Here is an 18,882-nt window from a genome sequence, read left to right as displayed (position 1 = left end):
AGGGGCTCAGCTTGAGCGGCAATGTAACCCTCTCGCCCGGGATATACGTCATTGAGGGAGGCGATTTCAAAGCGAGCTCGAATGCAAATATTTCCGGCGAGGGCGTCGTCATTTATCTGGCCGATACCTCCGGCGTTAGCATGAACGGCACGGCGACCGTCAAGCTCAGCGCACCGACGTCGGGCACCTATTCAGGTGTGCTGTTCTATGGCGACAGAGCCAACCTGGCGGGATCCAACACGTTTAATGGCACGGCGGATTCGCTATTGACCGGCGCTCTGTATTTTCCAACACAGGGCGTCAATTATCTCGGCAATTTCTCGGGCAAAGGTGGTTGCACGCAGGTCGTCGCAAGTACCGTGCAATGGTCCGGCAACGCAAACATCATTCAGGATTGCACGAGCCTTGGAATGCGAGACATTCCGGCCACGCAAACCGTTCAGCTTGTCGAGTAGTTTTCGTGGATCGGCTACAAGTCCGGATGTTCCGGAGTGATTCGGGTGTTGCCGCGGTAGAGTTTGCGCTGGTTCTGCCCATCCTTTGCCTGGTACTTCTTGGCATCATCGACGGCTGGTCTTTTGTCTCGAGCGCATTGTCGATGCGTGCAGGCGTCAAAACCGCGGCGAACCTCGTGATGCAAGGAGCAGTCGAGGATACGACCATCCAAGCTGTCGCTCTTTCGAGCTGGGAAAACCATCCTGATGGCGCGCAGGTGGCAGTGAGCCGGAAATACATGTGCGGGAACATCGTGGCCGATCCATCGGTCCTGTGCGACACTTTGAAAGCCCCCTCGGTCTTCCTCGTAATACAGGCGACAGCCACCTGGTCACCGCCCTTCAGTTTTGGCGCGTTTTCCCTCTCGCGCGAACTCAGTCATCAACAGGTGATTCGTGTCCGCTAAGTCGAGAGCTTTCACGGGGGATGCATCAGGCGGAGCTGCATTAGAGTTCGCGCTGATCGCGCCTTTTCTGATAATGCTTTTGATCGGCATCTTTGCATTCGGCTGGGCTCTGAATGCTATGTCGAGTGTTCGGTACACGCTGGAAACGTCGTCACGTGCGCTGCAAATGAAGAATTCGCTGACCGAAGCCGAGATAAAAGCGATAGCCACGGCAAAATTGCTGAGTTTGGGATTAACCGATGTCGACGTAACGATAGCAATCGACGCCCCCAGCGGCGGCTTTCGGAGGGCAGGCCCAAGTCTTAGCCGATGAAACCGGCATTACGCAGGCGCAGGCGCGCGAGCAGATCGATGATCGGCACCGACCATGCATCATTGCTGCGCGAGGCCTGAATGCTGAAGAGCCGCGCGAGCCGGAAGTGAGCGGGCGTCGTAGAAATTACGAAGGAGCGAGCGCGTACCGATCAGTCCCAACATCGAGAGCACATAGACCAGGAGCAACGGAACCACGGATGGTTGGCTGTCGAGGGCGGCGTCCTCCTGTTCCTCGCCAAGATTGTGATCTCACCTGGCTTTCGTGACCATTATCGTCCAGCCCATTTTGCCGTCGGTCTCTCTCGAAATCCTTGTCGCCTATCTGCTCGGATCACGAGTCCCCAGGCAGGCGGCTCGGAAGCCAACCAGGACGATTGTGTCGCCATCGTTCTTGTCCATGGCGCCAACAGTGTTTTCTGCTTCACTTATGTTCCAAGTTTCTAATGCAAGATTTTGATAAGGGTGTCGCCCACAATCGGTGACGGAATATGGAAAGCCCGCGCCTCCGGAGCGAGGACGCGAGCTGCGATCTGACTCTGCGGAGGCACGGATGCTGAAGTCTAGCCAGAAGCGAGCCGAGAAGCCGCAATCGCCCGGCTAAAACCGAGCCGAATATCGGCCCAGCAGCACAACCGTGGAACCTTTCAAAGCCGCATGCCTTCTCCCTTCCTCATAGAAGGAGATGCGAAATGAGCCTTGATATAGGAAAGGTCGCCATAGCGTTGCTGGGCCTGCTTGCCTACAAGAATAGAGACAAGATTGGCGAGTTGATCGCTGGTAGGAAATCGACAGATCCCAACACTAGCGCTGGCTCCCCTGGCGGCCTCGGCGACATCCTGGACCGTCTCAGAAATGCGGGTGCGGGCGATCAGGTAGATTCTTGGGTGGGAAAAGGATCCAACCGGCCCGTTCAGCGCGACCAGGTTGAGAAAGCAATTGACCCGCAAACGTTGAGCGATTTGGCTGAGCAAACCGGATTGTCTAATGAAGAACTTCTCGACCGGCTCACGAGGGAACTGCCCGACGCGGTAGACAAGCTTACGCCCGACGGCCAGATGCCCGCGGGCAACGGTCCAAATCTCTTGGACGAGGTACCAGGAGCAGCTCGTACTTAGCGCCACTGCGACAAAGCAGGCTGAAAATGAAAGCCCGTATCCCCCAGGGGACGCCGGCTTCGGGAACCGACCTGGCAGCAATCGTGTGAGGGGAAGTTGGACCTTCACCGCGAGGCGGTGTTCCAAGGTCGATCACAAAAAGTCCCGCCGCACATGCCAGGACGGCGGGACCGATCGAGCGCCTTTGCACCAGGCGGGGGGATGCGGGTTGGGCTTGCCCGGTGCGCGCGGACCGTTCGGGAACCTTAGGCGTATCACCGGCAATGCGTCCACCAACCGACGGTTGGAGCGACAAGGAAGAAGATGTCGATAGCCGTTCGTCATCATCCAGCGGGGCGCGCAAGATCGGCCCGACTTGGCGCGTCGGCGGGCGCAGTGGACCGGGCCGCCCCATGCTCACAGACGGGCCGATCAATGGCTTCCGGCTCTATGTCGAGAAGGTGCTCTTGCCGACCCTCAAGCCGGGCGACATCGTCCTCATCGACAAGGCCGTCCGGCACGCCGTCAGCAACGCCGGCGCCAAGCTCTTCTTCCTGCCGAAATACTCGCCAGACCTGATCCGATCGAGATGCTCCTCGCCAAACCAAACACCTGCTGAGAACGGCCGCCAGACGCAACACCGACGCCGTCTGCGAGCATCGGGAAAATCCACGACACTCTCACATCAAAGGAATGCGCCAACTCCTTCACCGAGGCCGAGTATGCCGCAACCTAAAATCGTCACGCTCTAAGCACGGCATGGGTTATGGCCGAGTCCGTCACGCGAACTCAATCCTCCCTGAACGCCCGTTGGATTTGATCTGCCAGAGGTTTTACGAGGTAAGACAGCATTGTGCGGCTGCCGGTCGAGAAGAACACCTCGACAGGCATACCGGGCGACAAGGTCAGGCCCTTCAGCCTTGTAAGCTTTGTGCGCGGCAGGCTGACACGCACAGTATAGAAGCTCGCGCCGTTTCGCTCATCGATGCTGAGATCGGGGGAGATCTCACTGACGAGACCATTCAGCTCTGGCGTTATCCGCTGGTTGAAGGCCGAAAGTCGCAACGTTGCGCTCTGCCTTGGCATCAGCTGATCGATGTCTTGCGGTGCCACACGCGCCTCGACGGTCAGATCGTCTGTCACAGGGACAATCTGCATGATGAGCTCTCCCGCGGATATGACGCCGCCGACCGTATGCACGCCAAGCTCATGGACGACGCCAGTTTGCGGGCTGCGTATATCGATACGCTTGAGCTGATCTTCGGCCGAGACCTTTTGCTCGACCAACTCGGCGAGCTTTGCCTGGACGTCACGGAGCTCGGTTGCCACCTCGCTGCGCAAATCCTGGCCGATCTGAATGATCTGCAAGCGGATTTCGGATGTATGGCCCTTCGATTGCGCGATTGCCGCAGTCAGCTTCCCATGTTCGCCTTCAAGCCGGACTGCGTCACGCTCAAGCGTCGTTATGCGATCGATTGAAACCAGCTTGCGTTCCCAGAGCTTGCGCATGCCGTCGAGCTCAAGCCCGATCAATTTGATTTCCTGGCTTTTAGCATCCCTTTGCTCGCTCAAGCCGGCGACTTCTTCGGCGAGCTGAGCAATGCGCTCTCTCAACTGAGCCTTCTGGCCAGCGCGTGCCTGGCGACGAAATTCGAACAAGGACTGCTCGCCGGCCATCGCACGCCGGATCTCAGGATCGTCCTGCCGCGACGTCAGCGAAGACGGGAAGGCGATGGTGTCAGTGCCATCGCGCTCGGCTTCGAGGCGGCCCAGACGGGCCTCGAATTCGTCCAGGCTCTTGGTGACGATGGCTAAATCGGCCCGGGTCACGGTTTCATCGAGACGTATCAAAACCTGGCCCGCCTTCACGGCGTCGCCTTCTCCCACGAGGATCTGACCGACCACGCCACCCGTTGGATGCTGCACCTTTTTAACGCTGGAATCGACGACCAGCCTTCCCGAAGCAATGACGGCTCCAGAAAGCTCCGTGACCGCGGCCAGGCTTCCCGCCCCACCAACCAGGAGCATGCAGACCGCGACACCGCCGAACAGATAGTGTCGGATGGTCCGGTCGATCGCGGATGCCGCGTGTTGGGTCATCAGTGTGTCGCCTCCTCAGGGCCGGAGACGACCTTCAGGGGAACGCCGCCCGAACGGGTTACCTTGCTCAAGACCTCATTCTTGGGGCCAAACGCCTGGACACGGCCGTTGGCCATCACGAGTACCTGATCCAGGCTTGCTAGGGCGCTCGGCCGATGGGCGACGACGACAGCAATGCCGCCTCGCGCCCGCACGCCCTCAATTGCAGCCGCCAGCGCGGCCTCCCCTTCGGGATCGAGGTTGGAATTGGGCTCGTCCAAGATAACCAGGAACGGATCGCCATAAAGGGCCCGTGCGAGCGCAACCCGCTGTCGCTGGCCCGCCGAAAGCGCCGATCCGGCCTCGCCGATCCGCGTTTCGTAGCCTTCCGGCAGATGGACGACAAGGTCATGAACGCCGGCCGCGCGCGCAGCCGCCAGTATCTTGTCCGAAGAGGCTTGAGGTTCGAAGCGTGCGATGTTCTCGGCAATGGTGCCATCGAACAGTTGCACATCCTGCGGCAGATAGCCGACATGGTTGCCCAGCTCTTGCGGCGACCACTGGTCGAGCGTTGCTCCGTCCAGCCTGACGGTCCCGCGGGCTGGAAGCCATATCCCGGCTATTGCTCGGACAAGCGATGATTTTCCAGACGCGCTCGGTCCGACGATGCCAAGGCCGGCACCCGTTTCTAGCGCGAACCCGACATCCTGCACAACCACACGACGCTCGCCGGGTGGCGTGACGCAGATGCTTTCTACCGCAAGAGAAGATACAGGTGCAGACAGCGAGACACTCGTGGCAGTTTCAGGAAGCAGGGCCAAAAGCTGGCTCAGCCGGGTCCATGCCTGGCGAGCACTGACGAAACCCTTCCAGTGGGCGATAGCCAGTTCGACCGGCGCGAGCGCCCGGCTCATCATAATCGAACTGGCGATCATAATACCGGCTGTCGCTTCTTGATGAATGACCAGATAGGCGCCGATCGCCAGTATACCCGACTGCAGCATCATGCGCAGGATCTTCGAGATCGTGCCGAGCGTCCCAGCCAGATCGCTGGCTCTTGCGTTTGTGTTGAGAAAGTCGGCGTTGACGCTTGACCAGCGCTCGGCGATGCGCGCGCCAAAGCCCATCGCCTGCAGAGCCTCTGCATTGCGACGCGTCGCCTCCGCAAGCGTATTGCGCGCGGCCGCCTGGCTGTTTGCCCTCTTCGCAGGCTCCCTGGTGCGAACTTCGGCAAGCACAGTCAGGCTAGAGAGAATGACGGCGCCTGCCAGCGCCGTCATGCCGATCCAGAGATGGAACAGGAAGCATATTGCCAGATACAGCGGCATCCAGGGCAGGTCGAAAAGCGCAGTCGGACCAGTGCTCGACAGAAACGAACGCACCTGGTCAAGATCCCGCAACGACTGAAGGCCGTCGCCTGGGAGCTTGGTGCGCAAGGGCAAACGCATAAGGGCGGTATAGACTTGCCCGCTCAATCGCGCATCCAAAGCCATCCCGATGCGCACAAGCAACCGCGACCGGATAAGCTCAAGAACGCCTTGGAAAATGAACAGCATGCCGGCAAATATGGCAAGCCCGACAAGCGTCGGCACACTGCGGCCGGGTACGACCCGATCATAGACCTGCAGCATGAAGAACGAGCCGGTCAGCGCCAGAACATTGACGACGCCGCTCATCAGGGCAATTCCAGCGAACGCGCGGCGGAAAGAAGCCAAAACCGCAGCGAGGGTTGTTCGTGGCGGCTCGGACGAATGGGAATGCGACATCGCCTTCACATCGGTTCCAGTTCGGTCCCCGGCGCAAGGATCGTGCCCGCAATCAGGCTCGGTGTCTCCATACCGCAGCCACCGTCAGGTGTTGCGCCTAGATATGCCAATCGTTCAGCGCGTACGCGTGGATGTAGTCGATCTGCATTTCCGCAGGTGTCGCAAGCCCGTCGGCGGGCGCTCCCGCCAGGCCACCAACCGCCAGATCGACCAGCATATACATGGGGTCGTGCATATCGGAAGGCGTTGCGGCACGAGCAACTTCGACGTCGTCGAAATACCAGACGAGTTCGTCTTCTGTCCAAAGCACTCCGTAAGTGTGGAACCCTTCGGTATCGGCGGCATAGGCCGTCGAGGACACTGTCGTATGAGTTCCCGTCTCGTTGGAGTGGCTTGTCAGAATGAGCTTGTTTGGATCCTGACCGAGCATTTCCACGACGTCCAGTTCCGGTGGCCAGGAGCCGTCAGCCGGGAGAAGCCAGAAGGCCGGCCATACACCTTGCTTTTCGGGCATGTCAGCCCGAATTTCGAAATAGCCGTAGGTTTGTGCGAAGGACTCATAGGTCGTCAGCAAACCTGACGTGTATTTGTAATCGTTTATGTAGGGCTGGATTGCCGCGGGAGCCTGGGCGGCGGTAATCGTGAGAACACCGTCCTCAACGCTGAACGGGTTGACCGAACGCGTCGGGGCGTAGTTGGTGTCGATATACCATTGAAGCTCCTTGTTGCTCGTGAGCGAGCTGCCGTTCGCGGCACCCCACCAGAAGTTCGCGTCCCAGGTGCCGCTCGAGCCATTCCACAGGTTGAGCGTGTTGAACTCGTCCGAGAAGGTGAGTTCCAGATGCGACCTGTCCAGGGCCAGATCGAACTGGCCTGGGGTGAACTGGTCGACGGTCTTGTTGGCGAAAACGAGAAATTCGTCATTGGACAGATTAAGTCGGACGTTCGCTCCCGACTGAACCATGTTGGCGTGCACGTCCTCGAAGGAGGTGAAGCCGTAACTCCCGACACGCACGGTATCATCGACGCCAAAATCGAGGATCAGGTCACTGCCATTGCCGGGGGTCACGACGAAAATGTCCGCCCCGGATCCGCCCTTGAGAACGTCATCGCCCTGCAAGCCGTCGAGCGTCTGTTGGCCGGAGCCGCCGGCAACGATGTTGTTTAGCTCGTTTCCGAAAGCATAGTGTTTGTCGCCGGTGACCGTCAGGTTTTCGAAATTCGCTGGGAGCTTGTAGCTCATCCAAGTCGATATGGTGTCGACACCCTCGTTGGGCAGCTCGACCGCTTTGTTTTTGGAGGAATACAGATAATAGATGTCATCGCCCTTGCCGCCGTACATCGTCACGGTGACGCTACCGTCGGCGTACATTGAGTCGTTGTAGATGCTGCCATAAAGTGTCGGGCCGGAATTCGTCGCCGAATACCACTTTACGGAGGATCCGCTGTAGGGGAGTGGAACACCCTTGGCGTTCAGTACGTTGGCCATTTTGGTCCTTTCTCCTCTTGCTCGCCTCGATATCGGGCCTAACACCTATTGAGAGCAAAAGGAGCCATTACCATTTAGCCTTCGAGCTTGGAGGGTTACCAAAAGCTTAATATTCAGCGGAGCCACTTGCCGCGGGGGCCGCCTCACCCCTTCAAGGGCACAAGGCGTGGCACCCGGCGCCTGCCGCTCTGCTTCGGCCGGTCGCAATCTTAGACGTATGGCCGTTGCGCACGACGCAAGCTTGTTGTCAGGTGCATGACGCGGTGCGTCAAATGCAGCTTTGGCGATGGCGGGCGCGCTGCATTGTTGATATTGTCCGCACGGAACAGGCGCGCAAATGACACCGGATTCAGAAAAGGCCGAGGCGGTCGAGCAGTTGCTTGATACACCTGACCTTGCAACCGCACTGGAAAGCGAACAGTTCAAAAAATTCCTTGACCAGGTGCCGATCGCCATTGCCGTTGCGAACCTGGCCGCTGAGGAGCGCGTAGTCTACGCCAACCCGGAATTCGAGAAACTGTCAGGCCTGACGGCCGCCAGGCTCACACGAGCAAACTGGGCAGCCCTTTTGGGCAAAGGCCTCCACGAGCCGAAGGACCGGCCACTTGCCGAGGCCGTGGTCGAGGAAACCGATTTTGTCGGCACCTACAGGCTGGAACGCAACGAGGATAAGCCGACGATCGTCGACGTTTATTCCAATGTGATCGAGGACGACAACGGCAAGATGTGCTTCCGGCTGGTGGCGCTGGTCGACGTATCGGCCCATGGCGAGGCGGGAGATGAGCGCTCGGTGGAGGAGCTTGTCAGCGAGAAAGACACACTGCTGCGCGAACTGCAGCACCGGGTGAAGAACAACCTACAGATGATCACCGCACTGATCCGGCTGGAAAGCCGCAACGCAACCGAGGCCGACCGGAGACGGTTTGAGCGGCTTGCCGGTCGCGTCGACGCTCTGGCGATCCTCTACCAGACGCTAACGGCCGACGAGCCGAAAGAGGAGGTCGATCTTGGCGTCTATCTCAGCCAGATCGCGTCCGCGGTGATGAGCTCGCATGCAGTCGAGGGGATCCGCCTGGATATGAAGGTGGATACATATCCCGTGTCAATAAACGTCGCCATGCCGGCGGGACTGGTCGTCAACGAATTGCTGACCAATTCACTAAAGCATGCGTTCCGGGGGCGCGACGGCGGCACGATAACACTGCACAGCGTCGTCGATGGCGACGGCTGCCGGGTTATAGTGGCGGACGACGGAATCGGCCTGCCGGAAGGCGAGGTGTGGCCCAAGCCAGGCAAGCTCGGAGCGCTGATCGCGCGATCGCTGACCGAGAACGCCAAGGCGCAGCTAGCTGTCGAGTCCAGCGCCAACAAAGGAACGAAGGTGACCATCGTTTTCAAGCGGTCGGCGGCAGCAAGCTAAACGATTGCCGTCGAACATGGCAGGCTGGCGGCTGGCTTCATGTCGCGGCTTTGAGCAGGTGCCTGCAAATAGGCCCGGACGCGCTTCGCGGCCTGCTTCGTATGGTCGAAATCTTCAATCGAAGAGCCGCCAGCTGCATTCCGCGGGAGAAGCAGGATGGAGTAAGCCGGGCGTTTCCCTCGCTTGGCTGGTCCAGCGTGACCGGCTTCAAGACAGCGGCAGGTAGCGCAGCGAATATTCTCCACTCAGCTCCATTGTTCGCCAACAAGACCGCTTGTTCCCGCAACACCATTTTGCCGGAGTTCCGCAGCCCGGGACCTGAGCGGAATTTACACCATTACGGTCGATTGGCCGATGCTCGCCAAGCCTTGACAATTGTTCTATGCTCTCCTTGGCACGGCATGGTGGTGATCGCGACACGGAAGGCTGTTGTCCTGTGGGGGTTCAATGTTCGAAGTCGTCGGAGACTGGCGGAAAACGGGCTCGAGAAGCTGGTTAGCCCTAAACACCCTTGGCTTGATCGTCGCGCTATCGGTGCTGTTATTGCCTGGGCTGGAAAGCGCGAATGCACAGACGAATTGGACACTCGACCCGACGGCCTCCGTGCTCACCTACCAGTCGGTCAAGAAGAACACGATCGTCGAAACCAACAAGATCAGGAACATAGCCGGCACTCTTTCTTCGACGGGTGAGGCCAAGATCACCTTCGACCTCAACTCTGTCGACACGGGTGTCGACCTTCGCAATGTCCGCATGCGGTTCCTTTTCTTTGAGACATTCAAGTATCCGTCCGCCGAACTGACCGCAAAAGTTGACCCTGCCGCATTTGCCGACCTGGCGACCAAGCGAAGGGTCAAGGCAGCGCTGCCATTCCGCCTCAACCTGCACGGGGTCGACAAGGATCTCGAGGCCAATGTCGTCGTGACCATGATCAGCGACAGCATGGTCTCCGTCGCTTCGGAGACGCCTGTTGCCGTACATGTCGAGGATTTCGGACTGCTGCCGAATGTCGACAAGCTACAGCAGGCCGCCAATGTGACCAACATTGTCCCGACCGCTTCCGTGTCTTTCGATTTCGTTTTCAACGCCGGCGGCAGCAAGCCCGCGGCCGTGCAGACGATCGCTGCAAGTACTGCCGACGTCGGGCCCGTCGCCACCGATGCCGCGAAAGCGAATTTCAGTGATGAGGAGTGCCTCAACCGGTTCGCGGTGCTCTCCCGCACTGGGGCCATCTACTTTCGGTCGGCGAGCGCGCGGCTCGACAACCAAAGCCGTCCGCTGCTGGCAGAGGTGGTTGGCGTGGTCGGCAAGTGCCCCCGCCTGAAGGTAGAGGTTTCCGGCCACACCGATTCCGATGGTTCGCCTGTAACCAACAAGCTGCTGTCGGAGCGCAGGGCCCAGGCCGTTGCCGATGCCATTGTTGCCGCGGGTATTGCACGAACGCAGATCACGGCAACCGGGTATGGCGAGGAGCGGCCCGTTGCGACCAACGATACGCCGAAGAACAAGGCGCTCAACCGGCGGATCGAGTTTTCCGCCACCAAGCTCGTCAACTGAGGAAGGACCTCTTGTTCCGGTGGGGCTTCGATCTGATTGCCTGTTTTGGCAGTGCCCTGCGCGCGATCGGGCTGGTGACACTCTCGCTATTATGGACATTGACGGCGGCCAATGCGGAACGCCGTGTTGCTCTAGTCCTTGGCAACTCCCAGTACCAGCATGCGCCGGCGCTAACCAACCCGGTCCGCGACGCGCAGGCTGTTGCCGATCGCCTTGCGAAGTTGGACTTTGAAGTCGTCTCCGGTTTCGATCTGACCAAATTGCAGACCCAGACGACGATTGCGCAGTTCGCAAAGCAGGTTCGCGGCGCCGACATTGCCCTTTTCTTTTACGCCGGCCACGGTTTTCAGGTTTCAGGCAGCAACTACCTGCTTCCGGTCGATGCCGCATTGGAAGACGAGACCTCGCTTGATTTCGAGGCGGTGCCTGTCGAGTTCGTTTTGCGGCAAATGTCGCGCGAGACCAGTATAAGACTGATTTTCCTCGATGCCTGTCGCGACAATCCCCTGGCCGAAGTGTTGGCAAAGGCCGCCGGCGTCAAGGGAGCGAGAAGCGGGCTTGCCGAAATCCCGATCGAGAATGGCGGTGCGGGTACGCTGGTCGCCTTTTCCACCAGTCCCAATCAGGTCGCCTATGACGGATCGAGCGAACATTCGCCATTCACGTCCGCGTTGCTTGCCCATATCGGGGCTTCGAACATCTCGATCACCGACGCGATGAACATGGTCACCGCCGATGTTTTCAAAGCAACCGCCGGCAAGCAGCGCCCGTGGATCAATGTCTCGCTGACCACCGAGGTCGTTTTGCACAGAGTCGATCTCAACGCGCCGCTGATCGTCGGCGAAGCGACGGCTCCGCAACAAGCGGAAGACGGCTCGGATGGGCGTAACGCCACCGCAAATTCGTCAGGCGACGATGAGGCACAGCTTGCGCTTAATGTCCTGCGGCAGAAAATCCCGAAACTGGCTTCGGACGATCCGATCTTTTTCGACCGACCTATCTATTTTGGAGATCCAGCAATCGACGGCAAGAGTATCGCCGAGCTGATCACAGGCAAGCCACTCTTCACTCCCGTGGAAGGGCTCGACAAGGCGGTGTGGGAGGGCAAGCACTGCAACGGCTGTCATGAGTGGAGTGAGGATCGGCTATGCGAACAGGCGAAAAATTTCGCCGCCAACGATGTCTCCGTTCTACGCCTGCAACATCCGCTTGGGACACGCTTCAAGGTGGCGCTGGCCAAATGGGCGCAAGGCGGCTGCAAGTGAGATCTGCGCCCTTCGCTTCGAAAACCCCTGGTCAATAAAGACCATGGAGCTGCCTCTATTGGAATGGTTCGGGTCTAATACGCATCAGCCGATTGGCGCTGCGCCTCGATCTCGGCCAACTGCAGCCCCATTTCAACAAAGGCGGAGAGAACGGCAAAGCGGTCCGCCAGTGCGACGCGCGCCAGCCCTGCTAGAACACCGGCATTGACTGCATGGGCGGCAGGATGTCGCTGCAAGGCCGTTGGCGCGGCTGCGCCGACGACAGATCCGGCAACGCCAAAACCATTGTCACGCCATTCGGCAGCCAAGGCAATCCAGGCGCCCGGCGTTGCCGGCGGGGTTGCCGCAGCCTCGCTTACTGCGGCGCGGTGGCGGGGACTGTCCGGTTCGCTGACCCAGTCGCGAACAAGCGCGAGCAGCTCTTGATCTGTCTTATCGAGCAGCTCGCTCAGATGCCCCAAGCATTCATGGGCCCACCAGACCGCAGCCCGATCAGGAAGCAGGTAGGCACAAAACGTGATCGCCTCTTCGGGAATGGGCCCGGCGAGGAGATCGCGGCAAAACTCGATCGAACGCTGCTCGGTTGGAAGGGCTCTCATGTCTCTGGCGACAGCGGGACAAGCCACAAAAAGATCCCGTGCCGTTTTGAATCGGAGCCCATTGGCCATGACGCCACGCCTTCATCGAGGACCAGTCGTACTCAAGCCCCCGGCGTGGCGCCGGTCAAGTCTCAACTCGTGGGGACGGGAGATCGGCCGACGCAGCCAGGCTCGGCGTTTATTGACAGACAAGTGCGTGGGAATTTGGTATATTCACGCTTGGTAATATCGGATGCTCAACAGGAGTAACCGCTATGCGGTGGGCCAGTTCACCCTTGGTGTTGGCGGTCGTGGCTTTCTCGACCCATGTTTCCGCCGACCCTGTCCAGAAATCAGAAGACATCGTCAAGTTTTTTGCTGGCGCGGCCGACCTCGGCAAGGCTCGGGGGATTTGTGTCGGCACCGAGGAGCAGTGCAAGAGCAAGACCAAGGCAAAAGACGGGCCGGCCGACAAATCCAGTCTCGACATGCTGATCAATTTCGGGCTGGATTCGGCCGAACTCGACGCGACCGCACGCGCTGAACTCGAGGAGTATGCCAAGGCTCTGAAGGACAGCCGGATCAGTACTTTCCACTTCGTCGTCGAAGGCTACACCGACGCTTCCGGTCCGGAGCACTACAATGAGCGGCTGTCGCAGCGACGAGCGCAGTCGGTGACGTCCTTCCTCACATCCAGTGGCATCGAGGCTGACCGCATCAACGCAATCGGGTTGGGCGAAGCGCATCCGCGTAGCTCCAATCCATACGACGCCGTCAACCGCCGCGTGGAAATGCGTATAAAGGCCGAGTAGCGTACGCTGGTGCATGCCGCCAGAAACTGTGCAGCAGTGCGTCAGGAACTGCGCGGCAAGCCCAGCGGCAGGCCAGGCGAATAGGCTTGGAACGACCCCGGTCAGTTCTTGAGCACGCCGCCCACCATCACACCGGAGGAGGATCCGTCCGCCGCACCATGGTCTTGCGCAACCGCTGTTTCTGAACGACCTGTTGTTGTTGCGACGTTTCTGCGTCACCCGACCGCTGGGTGCGGACGCTCTGCGCAACCTGCTTTTTCGGCTGCGTTGCACGGGCTTGATCGGCGCATATCCGGCACGCACGGCTCCATCATCGGATCTGTCTGAACCTCGAGGAATGCCAATTGCTCGCGCGTCAGATACGTGGTCGGCGGAAGACGATTCTTGCCTTGCCAGATGCCGATCGCCCGGCGGGTCTGCGGACCTATGTTTCCGTCAATGCGGCCAAGTTCGTTGCCCAACGCCTCGATGCGCAGTTGCAGGTCGATGCGGCTCTGGCGGTCAAGACAGATCGTACTTTCTGTCAATTCGGTGCCCGCTGTTTGCTGCACCTCGTCCGAAACGCCGACCGATGTGCGCACCGCAGAGCCGGAGCTGTCATTCGCCTGGTCCTCCGCACAGCTCATGATCATGCCAGACTGCGAGGAGATGGCTGCTGATAGCCTTGCCATTGCAACAGCCCTGCTCGAAGAGGTGCTGTCGCAAGCGACATCATCCTGACCAAACGCCGGCAGCCGGTTTCAAGCGCCCGCTTTGCGGGCGCTCCTGCTTTTAAGGCCGTCAGTGTGTGCCAGAGCGTCTCCAACTTGCCGCCTCGAAGGAGGCCCTGTAGCTCACGGAGCCGGGTCCTGCTTTTCCTTCCGCCGTCGCAGCGAACTCTATTTTGCACGTGTTAGGTCTTTTCAGCGACAGGTCGCTTCAACCCGAAAATGGCCGTGGCGTATGCGAACTTGGCCACGGTTCGAAAGTGCGCAGAGGTCGAAGTACAGCACTCGTTGGACGGAAAGCCGGTCGTCTGCGTCCACCGAAGCGGTTACGATTTGCCGCGCCATGCACAGGTTCAAAGCGCATTCTGAACAGAGCTCAGCATCGCCGTGATCGCCTGTTTGTACTTTGCGAACTCGGGCGACGTCTGCCGGACCTCCGTGGTGGTCGTCGTCTGCTGACCCGCCGTGGTTGTGGCTGGGCTCAGTTTGCGACCCATCTTTCTTTCGGCCCAGTCCGCGACATAGCTGGCGGTCTTGCCCGTCAGAAAGGGATTGGCCTGAATGACGGCTGACCCGAGCACGGCGCTCAATTGCGCCGAACCCGACGCCGACAGCACCTGATGCGCGCCCTCCATGCCGAGAAAGTGGCAGAGATAGAGCCGGCCGGCTGTGATCTGGTGGCCGCGCGTCCGAAGATAGGCTTCGCCTTCTCGCGCCAGATTGCGAACCATCTCGCGCGAGATCGTGGCGTCGTATCGCAGGGCGAGCAGGTCGGCAGTCGAGAGTGTGCGTGCAAGTTCGGGGCGGTAAGTGTTCATCATCCGGATCCAGGTCTTTGTGATGAATTGGCCGGCGCCGGTCGCTGAAGAATTTGGGTTCTTGGCACGGGCGCTGCCGCCACTTTCGACATGAACGATACGGTCGGTGAGCGTTTCCACGGCGGAAAGATCCGAAGCGACCGCGGTAACCGTGCCCAGTGGGTCGATCGCCGCGCCATTCTGATAGAGTTCGAAATGCAAATGCGGTCCGGTCGAAAGGCCGGTGGTGCCGATATAGCCAATGATATCGCCAGCCTTCACCTTGGTGCCGACGCCGCCCTGGATTGCGAATTTCTGCATATGAGCGTAGCGCGTCTCGCGCCCGTTTCCGTGCGAAATCTTGACCAGATTGCCATAGCCGCCCCCATCGCCCTGGAAGCTGATTTCGCCATCGAAGGCGGCTGCGATTGGCGTGCCGACCGGCGCCGCCCAATCGACGCCCTTGTGGATGCGAACGGTGCCTAGAATTGGATGCTTGCGCGGCCCGAAGGTCGAGGTCAAGACCCCGTTGACCGGTGTGACCATGCCGTTGGTGACCGTCAGCGAGCGGACCTGATCGTCGCCTGTCACGCATGCAAACTGGCCATCGCCCTGCTGGAAGACGAAACAGTCGAGACTTTTTGTCGTGCCCTGGACACCCACATATAGCACCCGCCCGGCGCCTTCGTCCTTGCCGCGCGGCGTCTGCGAATAGATCAGTACAAGACGCTGGTCCTCGCTTGCGAAAGCGTCCAGATCCTGTCCTCTCGACAGATACATGATCGCTTCGCCGATCACGCCGGTCGGAACGCTGTTGCGTGCCGCTGTCGAGTAAATCGCGTCGAGCAGACGATACTGCCTTTTGTGTGCGCCTTCTTCCGGCGCACCCGAGTAGTTGAACAAATCTTCGCGTACCCAGGGATCAGCCCCCGAGACGAACACGCCTGCGGCATCACGCGTCAGCGTCCCGACAAAAACGTTCTTGGCGTAGATCGACACCTGCATGAGGGACATTGTTGTCGTCTCGCGGTTGGGTCGGTATCCACGCAGGGCGACGACATAACCCGGTTCCAGGCCGCCCCGGCTAAAGAGCGCCTTCAGGGCCTCGCCTGCTAGCCTGGCGTCGTCGGCGGAGAAATGCGCATCGAGCGCAACGCTGTCCAGACTGCGACTGTTGAGGATCTTCACGAAAGTGTCTTCGGTGGCCTCGAACCGCTGATATTCATTCGTGACAGTTGCGACGCTGGTGTTGTTTTCGATCTGGGTCTTGTGGAACGCCGGAAGAGCTGCATCGCCTGCATCGATTGTCTCACCCCAGCCGGCCTCCGGGTCGTCGGCTTCGGCCAGTTGATCGGCAGCAGGCGCGGGTTCATCCGGGGCAGGAAATGGCTGAAGATTGTTCTGCAGATCGCTGGAGGCTGCTGGAGCCGTCTTTCGTTGCGCCTGGAAGAATGCAAAATCCTCCTGCGTCGACGGTATGGTGGTCATGAATTTCACGCTGGCGCTAAGCATGACGTCGGACAAAATCTCGATCTGTGGCGAAACCCCTGCCGGGTCGAGTTCTGCCGGACGCGGAATCACGCGGCCTTTCGTTGATGCGCCGTTATCGGGTGCGAGCGTGATCCACATAGGGTCCCCCGCCAGGCCGATAATCGCAGGCACGTAGACAGATGCATCGGCCGGCACATCGTCGGCTCCTTCTACCGCGCGCAACTCCTCGTCTTCGTCGCCAAATGACCAATAGTCCGCGGTGAGGTAGAAGCCGACGGCGATCGAACACAGGAAAATCAAGGCGAAGCCGGCAAAAAGCCTGCGCCAAAGCGTGCGCCGGCGAAGGGCGGCGCGCGCCTGCTTTTTCGCCTTGAAGCTGGTGTCGATCGCGTGCGTCACGGAGTGCTTCCGGTCAGGAAAAACGTCCACCGCACCTGTTCAAGTGTGTCGACTTCAACAAATCGCGCCGCGATATGGCCGCGCTGCCAGCACTCGTCGATGCCGCGTATCGAGAACCGTCGACGCTCGATGCACATTTCGGTCGACCCGGTCAGGATCGCGTGGCCAAAAACGTCCGTGGCGTAGATGTAGATGTAGCGGTTCGTCAGTTCCTCGCGAATGACGTTCACGCACTGATTTGCGCCGATGGTCCACCAGCCATCGGTCTGGTCGGCATTGTCGATTGTCTGGCCGATAGCGAGGTTGACGACGTCGAGTGTCTGATTGCAGACCGTGAATTCGGCGCGCGCTTCATTGCATGAGAGCACGGCCAGGAGTGCCGCGCCCGAAACGACCGCAAGCCTCATGCGGCCTGTCAAGACAAGCAACGCTCGAAACCGATCGCGCTGCTTTACGGGCAGGCCGTCAGACGAGCGGGGCAAAGGCGAGCGGTGGCGTTCCATCGGGCGGCCATGTTAACCGCCGAGCCGGAAATATTTGGCACTGGCCGAGAACTGAGACCCGTTGGTCTCGATTTCTTCGAGAATTTTGGGCAACAGTTGCGAGGCCGGCATTGGCGTAGAGAACGCAGCCGCCTGAATGTCCTGGGGGCCGGTGATCACCATAATGATCTGCGGTACGGCCTTGCCTGCAGCCCTGTCGGCGGCGCCGAGGCCGATCGGGATGCTGAAGGTGGCCTTGTCCGACTGTACGACCATGCGATCGTCGAGGTTGAACATCATGCCTTTGTGGTCGATCAACAGCACGCTGGAAATGAGCCCGCCATGCGTCACCAGCGTGCCGCTGATCGGCGTGCCGTTCGGCACCGATGTTCGATCGAGAACCAGCTGCGGCTTGACGACTGCAGTCTGGCCCAGAAAGCGCAGGAAGTTGGTGACTTCGCACTGGGGCGGCTCGATGAGGCGCACGCTTATGTCCGGTTCAACGTGGAACTTTGCCTGGAAATCAGTCAACATTTGTTCGAATGGATGAACCGCCGTTCCAAATCCTTCGATGGCCGCCGTCTTGTCGGTTATCGACGTGACGGCCGCATAGAAACAGTCGCCGCCGCTGAAGTCGCGAACCCACGAGACCCGTTGCGCTACGTCGTCGATGACCGGAGGAACTTCCGGCTTGGGCACGTTCAAGGCGACCGTGGCCTGGTCTGGCTGTCTGGCGGCTTGCTGGTCGGCCTGCTGCCCCTTTGCGCTCATCGCATCCGCCTGGCCTGCAGCCGGCTCGGGAAAGGGCGCGGCCGATTTCGCCTCCGCCGGCTGGCTTGCCTGTCGTTCAGGCTTTTGGCTCACCGCGACATCGGGCTGAGGGGCTGGCGGCGTTAAAGCTTTTTCGGCTGGTGGAGCGATTGGAGCGATCTTGCTAAGCGGGGGAGGCGTCTTCGGGCTGCCGCCGGCCGCGATGTCGGGCTGAACTGCCGGCGAGATTTTTTCGGCCGGCGGCTGTGTCGCGCTTGCTGACGATTTCGGTGTTTCCCTGGCTTGCAGAGGGATCTTGGTGGGCTCTTCCGGCTGCGGCTTTTGGCTCTCCGCGACGTCGGTGCGCGGCGCTGGCGGCGATGACGTTTTTTCGGCCGGTGTTGGGGCTGGAACGAGCTTGTCAGGCGGCGGAAGCGTTGTCGGGCTGGCGTTGGCCGCGGTATCGGGCTGAATTGCCGGCGATACGTTTTCGGCCGGCGGCAGCGCTGCGCTAGCTGATGGCTTCGGGGCTTCCCCGGTTTGTGGGAGCATCTTGGGCGACGCTGCCGACTGCTTTTGAGGCACAGCCGCCTCTGCCTGATTTTCAGTTGGCGAAGCGGTGGTCTGCGTTTGCGGCTGCGCGGGTGGAGCTACCTCTGGCGGCACATTGTCCGTCGCGACCGGCTTTGATGCCTCTGGTGCGGGCTCTGATGGTTCTGGGGCGGACAACGATGTCGTGCCTGCGCTCGGCGTGGTAGGCGTCATAAAACCGCTGACATAGAGGCCAGCAACCGCGCCGAGAGCCAGCGTCGCGAAGGCAGAAATCGCGATGGTTCGGGTCTTTGTGGATTTTCCAGGCCCGCCCCCCCCCCCCCCCCGTGGGGGGGGGGGGCAAACCCGCCCCCCCCCCCCCCCCGCGCCGAGTTCCGCGATTTTGGACCGCAGCGCCGCGACCGATGCATCGATGATCGACTGCGGGT

Annotated in this window: 16 protein-coding genes and 1 pseudogene; 9 read left to right on the top strand and 8 right to left on the bottom strand. The window is 60.1% G+C overall.

Annotated elements, in window-relative coordinates; genetic code table 11:
* The 5 genes and pseudogenes from NKI17_RS35405 to NKI17_RS37245 all read left to right on the top strand — a co-directional run.
* A pseudogene (locus NKI17_RS35405) lies at window positions 1-455 on the top strand (pilus assembly protein TadG-related protein); the annotation flags it as partial.
* Between the two features lie 26 nt (window positions 456-481).
* Window positions 482-901, top strand: coding sequence for a TadE/TadG family type IV pilus assembly protein (locus NKI17_RS35400; protein WP_352571642.1), 420 nt, complete (start codon window positions 482-484; stop codon window positions 899-901).
* Window positions 891-1,214 (top strand): TadE/TadG family type IV pilus assembly protein, encoded by a 324-nt coding sequence (locus tag NKI17_RS35395; RefSeq protein ID WP_352907748.1) that lies wholly within the window; start codon window positions 891-893, stop codon window positions 1,212-1,214. The genes NKI17_RS35400 and NKI17_RS35395 overlap by 11 nt, the downstream gene beginning before the upstream one ends.
* Before the next feature lie 691 nt (window positions 1,215-1,905).
* On the top strand, window positions 1,906-2,331 hold the full coding sequence (locus tag NKI17_RS35390; protein ID WP_352725129.1) for a YidB family protein: 426 nt from the start codon (window positions 1,906-1,908) through the stop codon (window positions 2,329-2,331).
* 221 nt (window positions 2,332-2,552) lie between these two features.
* Window positions 2,553-3,062, top strand: coding sequence for a hypothetical protein (locus NKI17_RS37245; RefSeq protein ID WP_502894716.1), 510 nt, complete (start codon window positions 2,553-2,555; stop codon window positions 3,060-3,062).
* A 37-nt stretch (window positions 3,063-3,099) separates the two neighbouring features.
* Here NKI17_RS37245 and NKI17_RS35380 read toward each other — a convergent pair whose 3' ends face one another.
* The 3 genes from NKI17_RS35380 to eglC form a co-directional block, all read right to left on the bottom strand.
* Window positions 3,100-4,410: an HlyD family type I secretion periplasmic adaptor subunit gene (locus NKI17_RS35380; RefSeq protein ID WP_352907747.1), complete on the bottom strand. Its 1,311-nt coding sequence runs from the start codon at window positions 4,408-4,410 to the stop codon at window positions 3,100-3,102.
* Entirely contained in the window at window positions 4,410-6,155 is a 1,746-nt protein-coding gene (locus NKI17_RS35375) for a type I secretion system permease/ATPase (RefSeq protein WP_352907746.1), read from the bottom strand. The genes NKI17_RS35380 and NKI17_RS35375 overlap by 1 nt, the downstream gene beginning before the upstream one ends.
* 97 nt (window positions 6,156-6,252) lie before the next feature.
* Window positions 6,253-7,644, bottom strand: a complete 1,392-nt coding sequence (gene eglC, locus NKI17_RS35370; protein WP_352907745.1) for an endo-1,3-1,4-beta-glycanase EglC — start codon at window positions 7,642-7,644, stop codon at window positions 6,253-6,255.
* Window positions 7,645-7,981: 337 nt separating this feature from the next.
* On the opposite strand from eglC, the gene NKI17_RS35365 reads away from it, so the two are divergent.
* The 3 genes from NKI17_RS35365 to NKI17_RS35355 all read left to right on the top strand — a co-directional run bounded on the left by NKI17_RS35365 (window position 7,982) and on the right by NKI17_RS35355 (window position 11,886).
* Window positions 7,982-9,064: a sensor histidine kinase gene (locus NKI17_RS35365; protein WP_352907744.1), complete on the top strand. Its 1,083-nt coding sequence runs from the start codon at window positions 7,982-7,984 to the stop codon at window positions 9,062-9,064.
* A 447-nt stretch (window positions 9,065-9,511) separates the two neighbouring features.
* A complete protein-coding gene (locus NKI17_RS35360; RefSeq protein ID WP_352907743.1) occupies window positions 9,512-10,621 on the top strand; it encodes an OmpA family protein in 1,110 nt (369 codons plus the stop codon).
* Window positions 10,622-10,632: 11 nt separating this feature from the next.
* On the top strand, window positions 10,633-11,886 hold the full coding sequence (locus NKI17_RS35355) for a caspase family protein (protein WP_352907742.1): 1,254 nt from the start codon (window positions 10,633-10,635) through the stop codon (window positions 11,884-11,886).
* 74 nt (window positions 11,887-11,960) lie between these two features.
* Here the strand turns inward: NKI17_RS35355 and NKI17_RS35350 are convergent, their stop codons facing one another.
* Window positions 11,961-12,485 carry a DUF6931 family protein gene (locus NKI17_RS35350; RefSeq protein WP_023678616.1) on the bottom strand — a complete coding sequence of 175 codons (525 nt, stop codon included), beginning with the start codon at window positions 12,483-12,485 and terminating at the stop codon, window positions 11,961-11,963.
* A gap of 254 nt (window positions 12,486-12,739) precedes the next feature.
* On the opposite strand from NKI17_RS35350, the gene NKI17_RS35345 reads away from it, so the two are divergent.
* Window positions 12,740-13,276 carry an OmpA family protein gene (locus NKI17_RS35345; protein WP_352907741.1) on the top strand — a complete coding sequence of 179 codons (537 nt, stop codon included), beginning with the start codon at window positions 12,740-12,742 and terminating at the stop codon, window positions 13,274-13,276.
* 215 nt (window positions 13,277-13,491) lie between these two features.
* Here NKI17_RS35345 and NKI17_RS35340 read toward each other — a convergent pair whose 3' ends face one another.
* The 4 genes from NKI17_RS35340 to NKI17_RS35325 form a co-directional block, all read right to left on the bottom strand.
* Window positions 13,492-13,908: a peptidoglycan-binding domain-containing protein gene (locus NKI17_RS35340; protein WP_352907739.1), complete on the bottom strand. Its 417-nt coding sequence runs from the start codon at window positions 13,906-13,908 to the stop codon at window positions 13,492-13,494.
* 428 nt (window positions 13,909-14,336) lie between these two features.
* Entirely contained in the window at window positions 14,337-16,670 is a 2,334-nt protein-coding gene (locus tag NKI17_RS35335) for a M23 family metallopeptidase (protein ID WP_352907738.1), read from the bottom strand.
* The gene (locus NKI17_RS35330; RefSeq protein ID WP_352725114.1) at window positions 16,667-17,077 is read right to left on the bottom strand and encodes a DUF1036 domain-containing protein; all 411 of its coding nucleotides are present in this window, start codon (window positions 17,075-17,077) and stop codon (window positions 16,667-16,669) included. Before NKI17_RS35330 ends, NKI17_RS35335 begins: the two co-directional genes overlap by 4 nt.
* Before the next feature lie 108 nt (window positions 17,078-17,185).
* Window positions 17,186-17,923 carry a hypothetical protein gene (locus NKI17_RS35325; RefSeq protein WP_352907737.1) on the bottom strand — a complete coding sequence of 246 codons (738 nt, stop codon included), beginning with the start codon at window positions 17,921-17,923 and terminating at the stop codon, window positions 17,186-17,188.
* Between the last annotated feature and the right edge of the window lie 959 nt (window positions 17,924-18,882).

It is taken from the genome of Mesorhizobium sp. M0816, from assembly GCF_040320005.1.
In the GTDB taxonomy this organism is placed as follows: domain Bacteria; phylum Pseudomonadota; class Alphaproteobacteria; order Rhizobiales; family Rhizobiaceae; genus Mesorhizobium.
The sequence above is the reverse complement of the archived record's forward strand: the minus strand, read 5'-3'. Positions and strand labels throughout refer to the sequence as shown.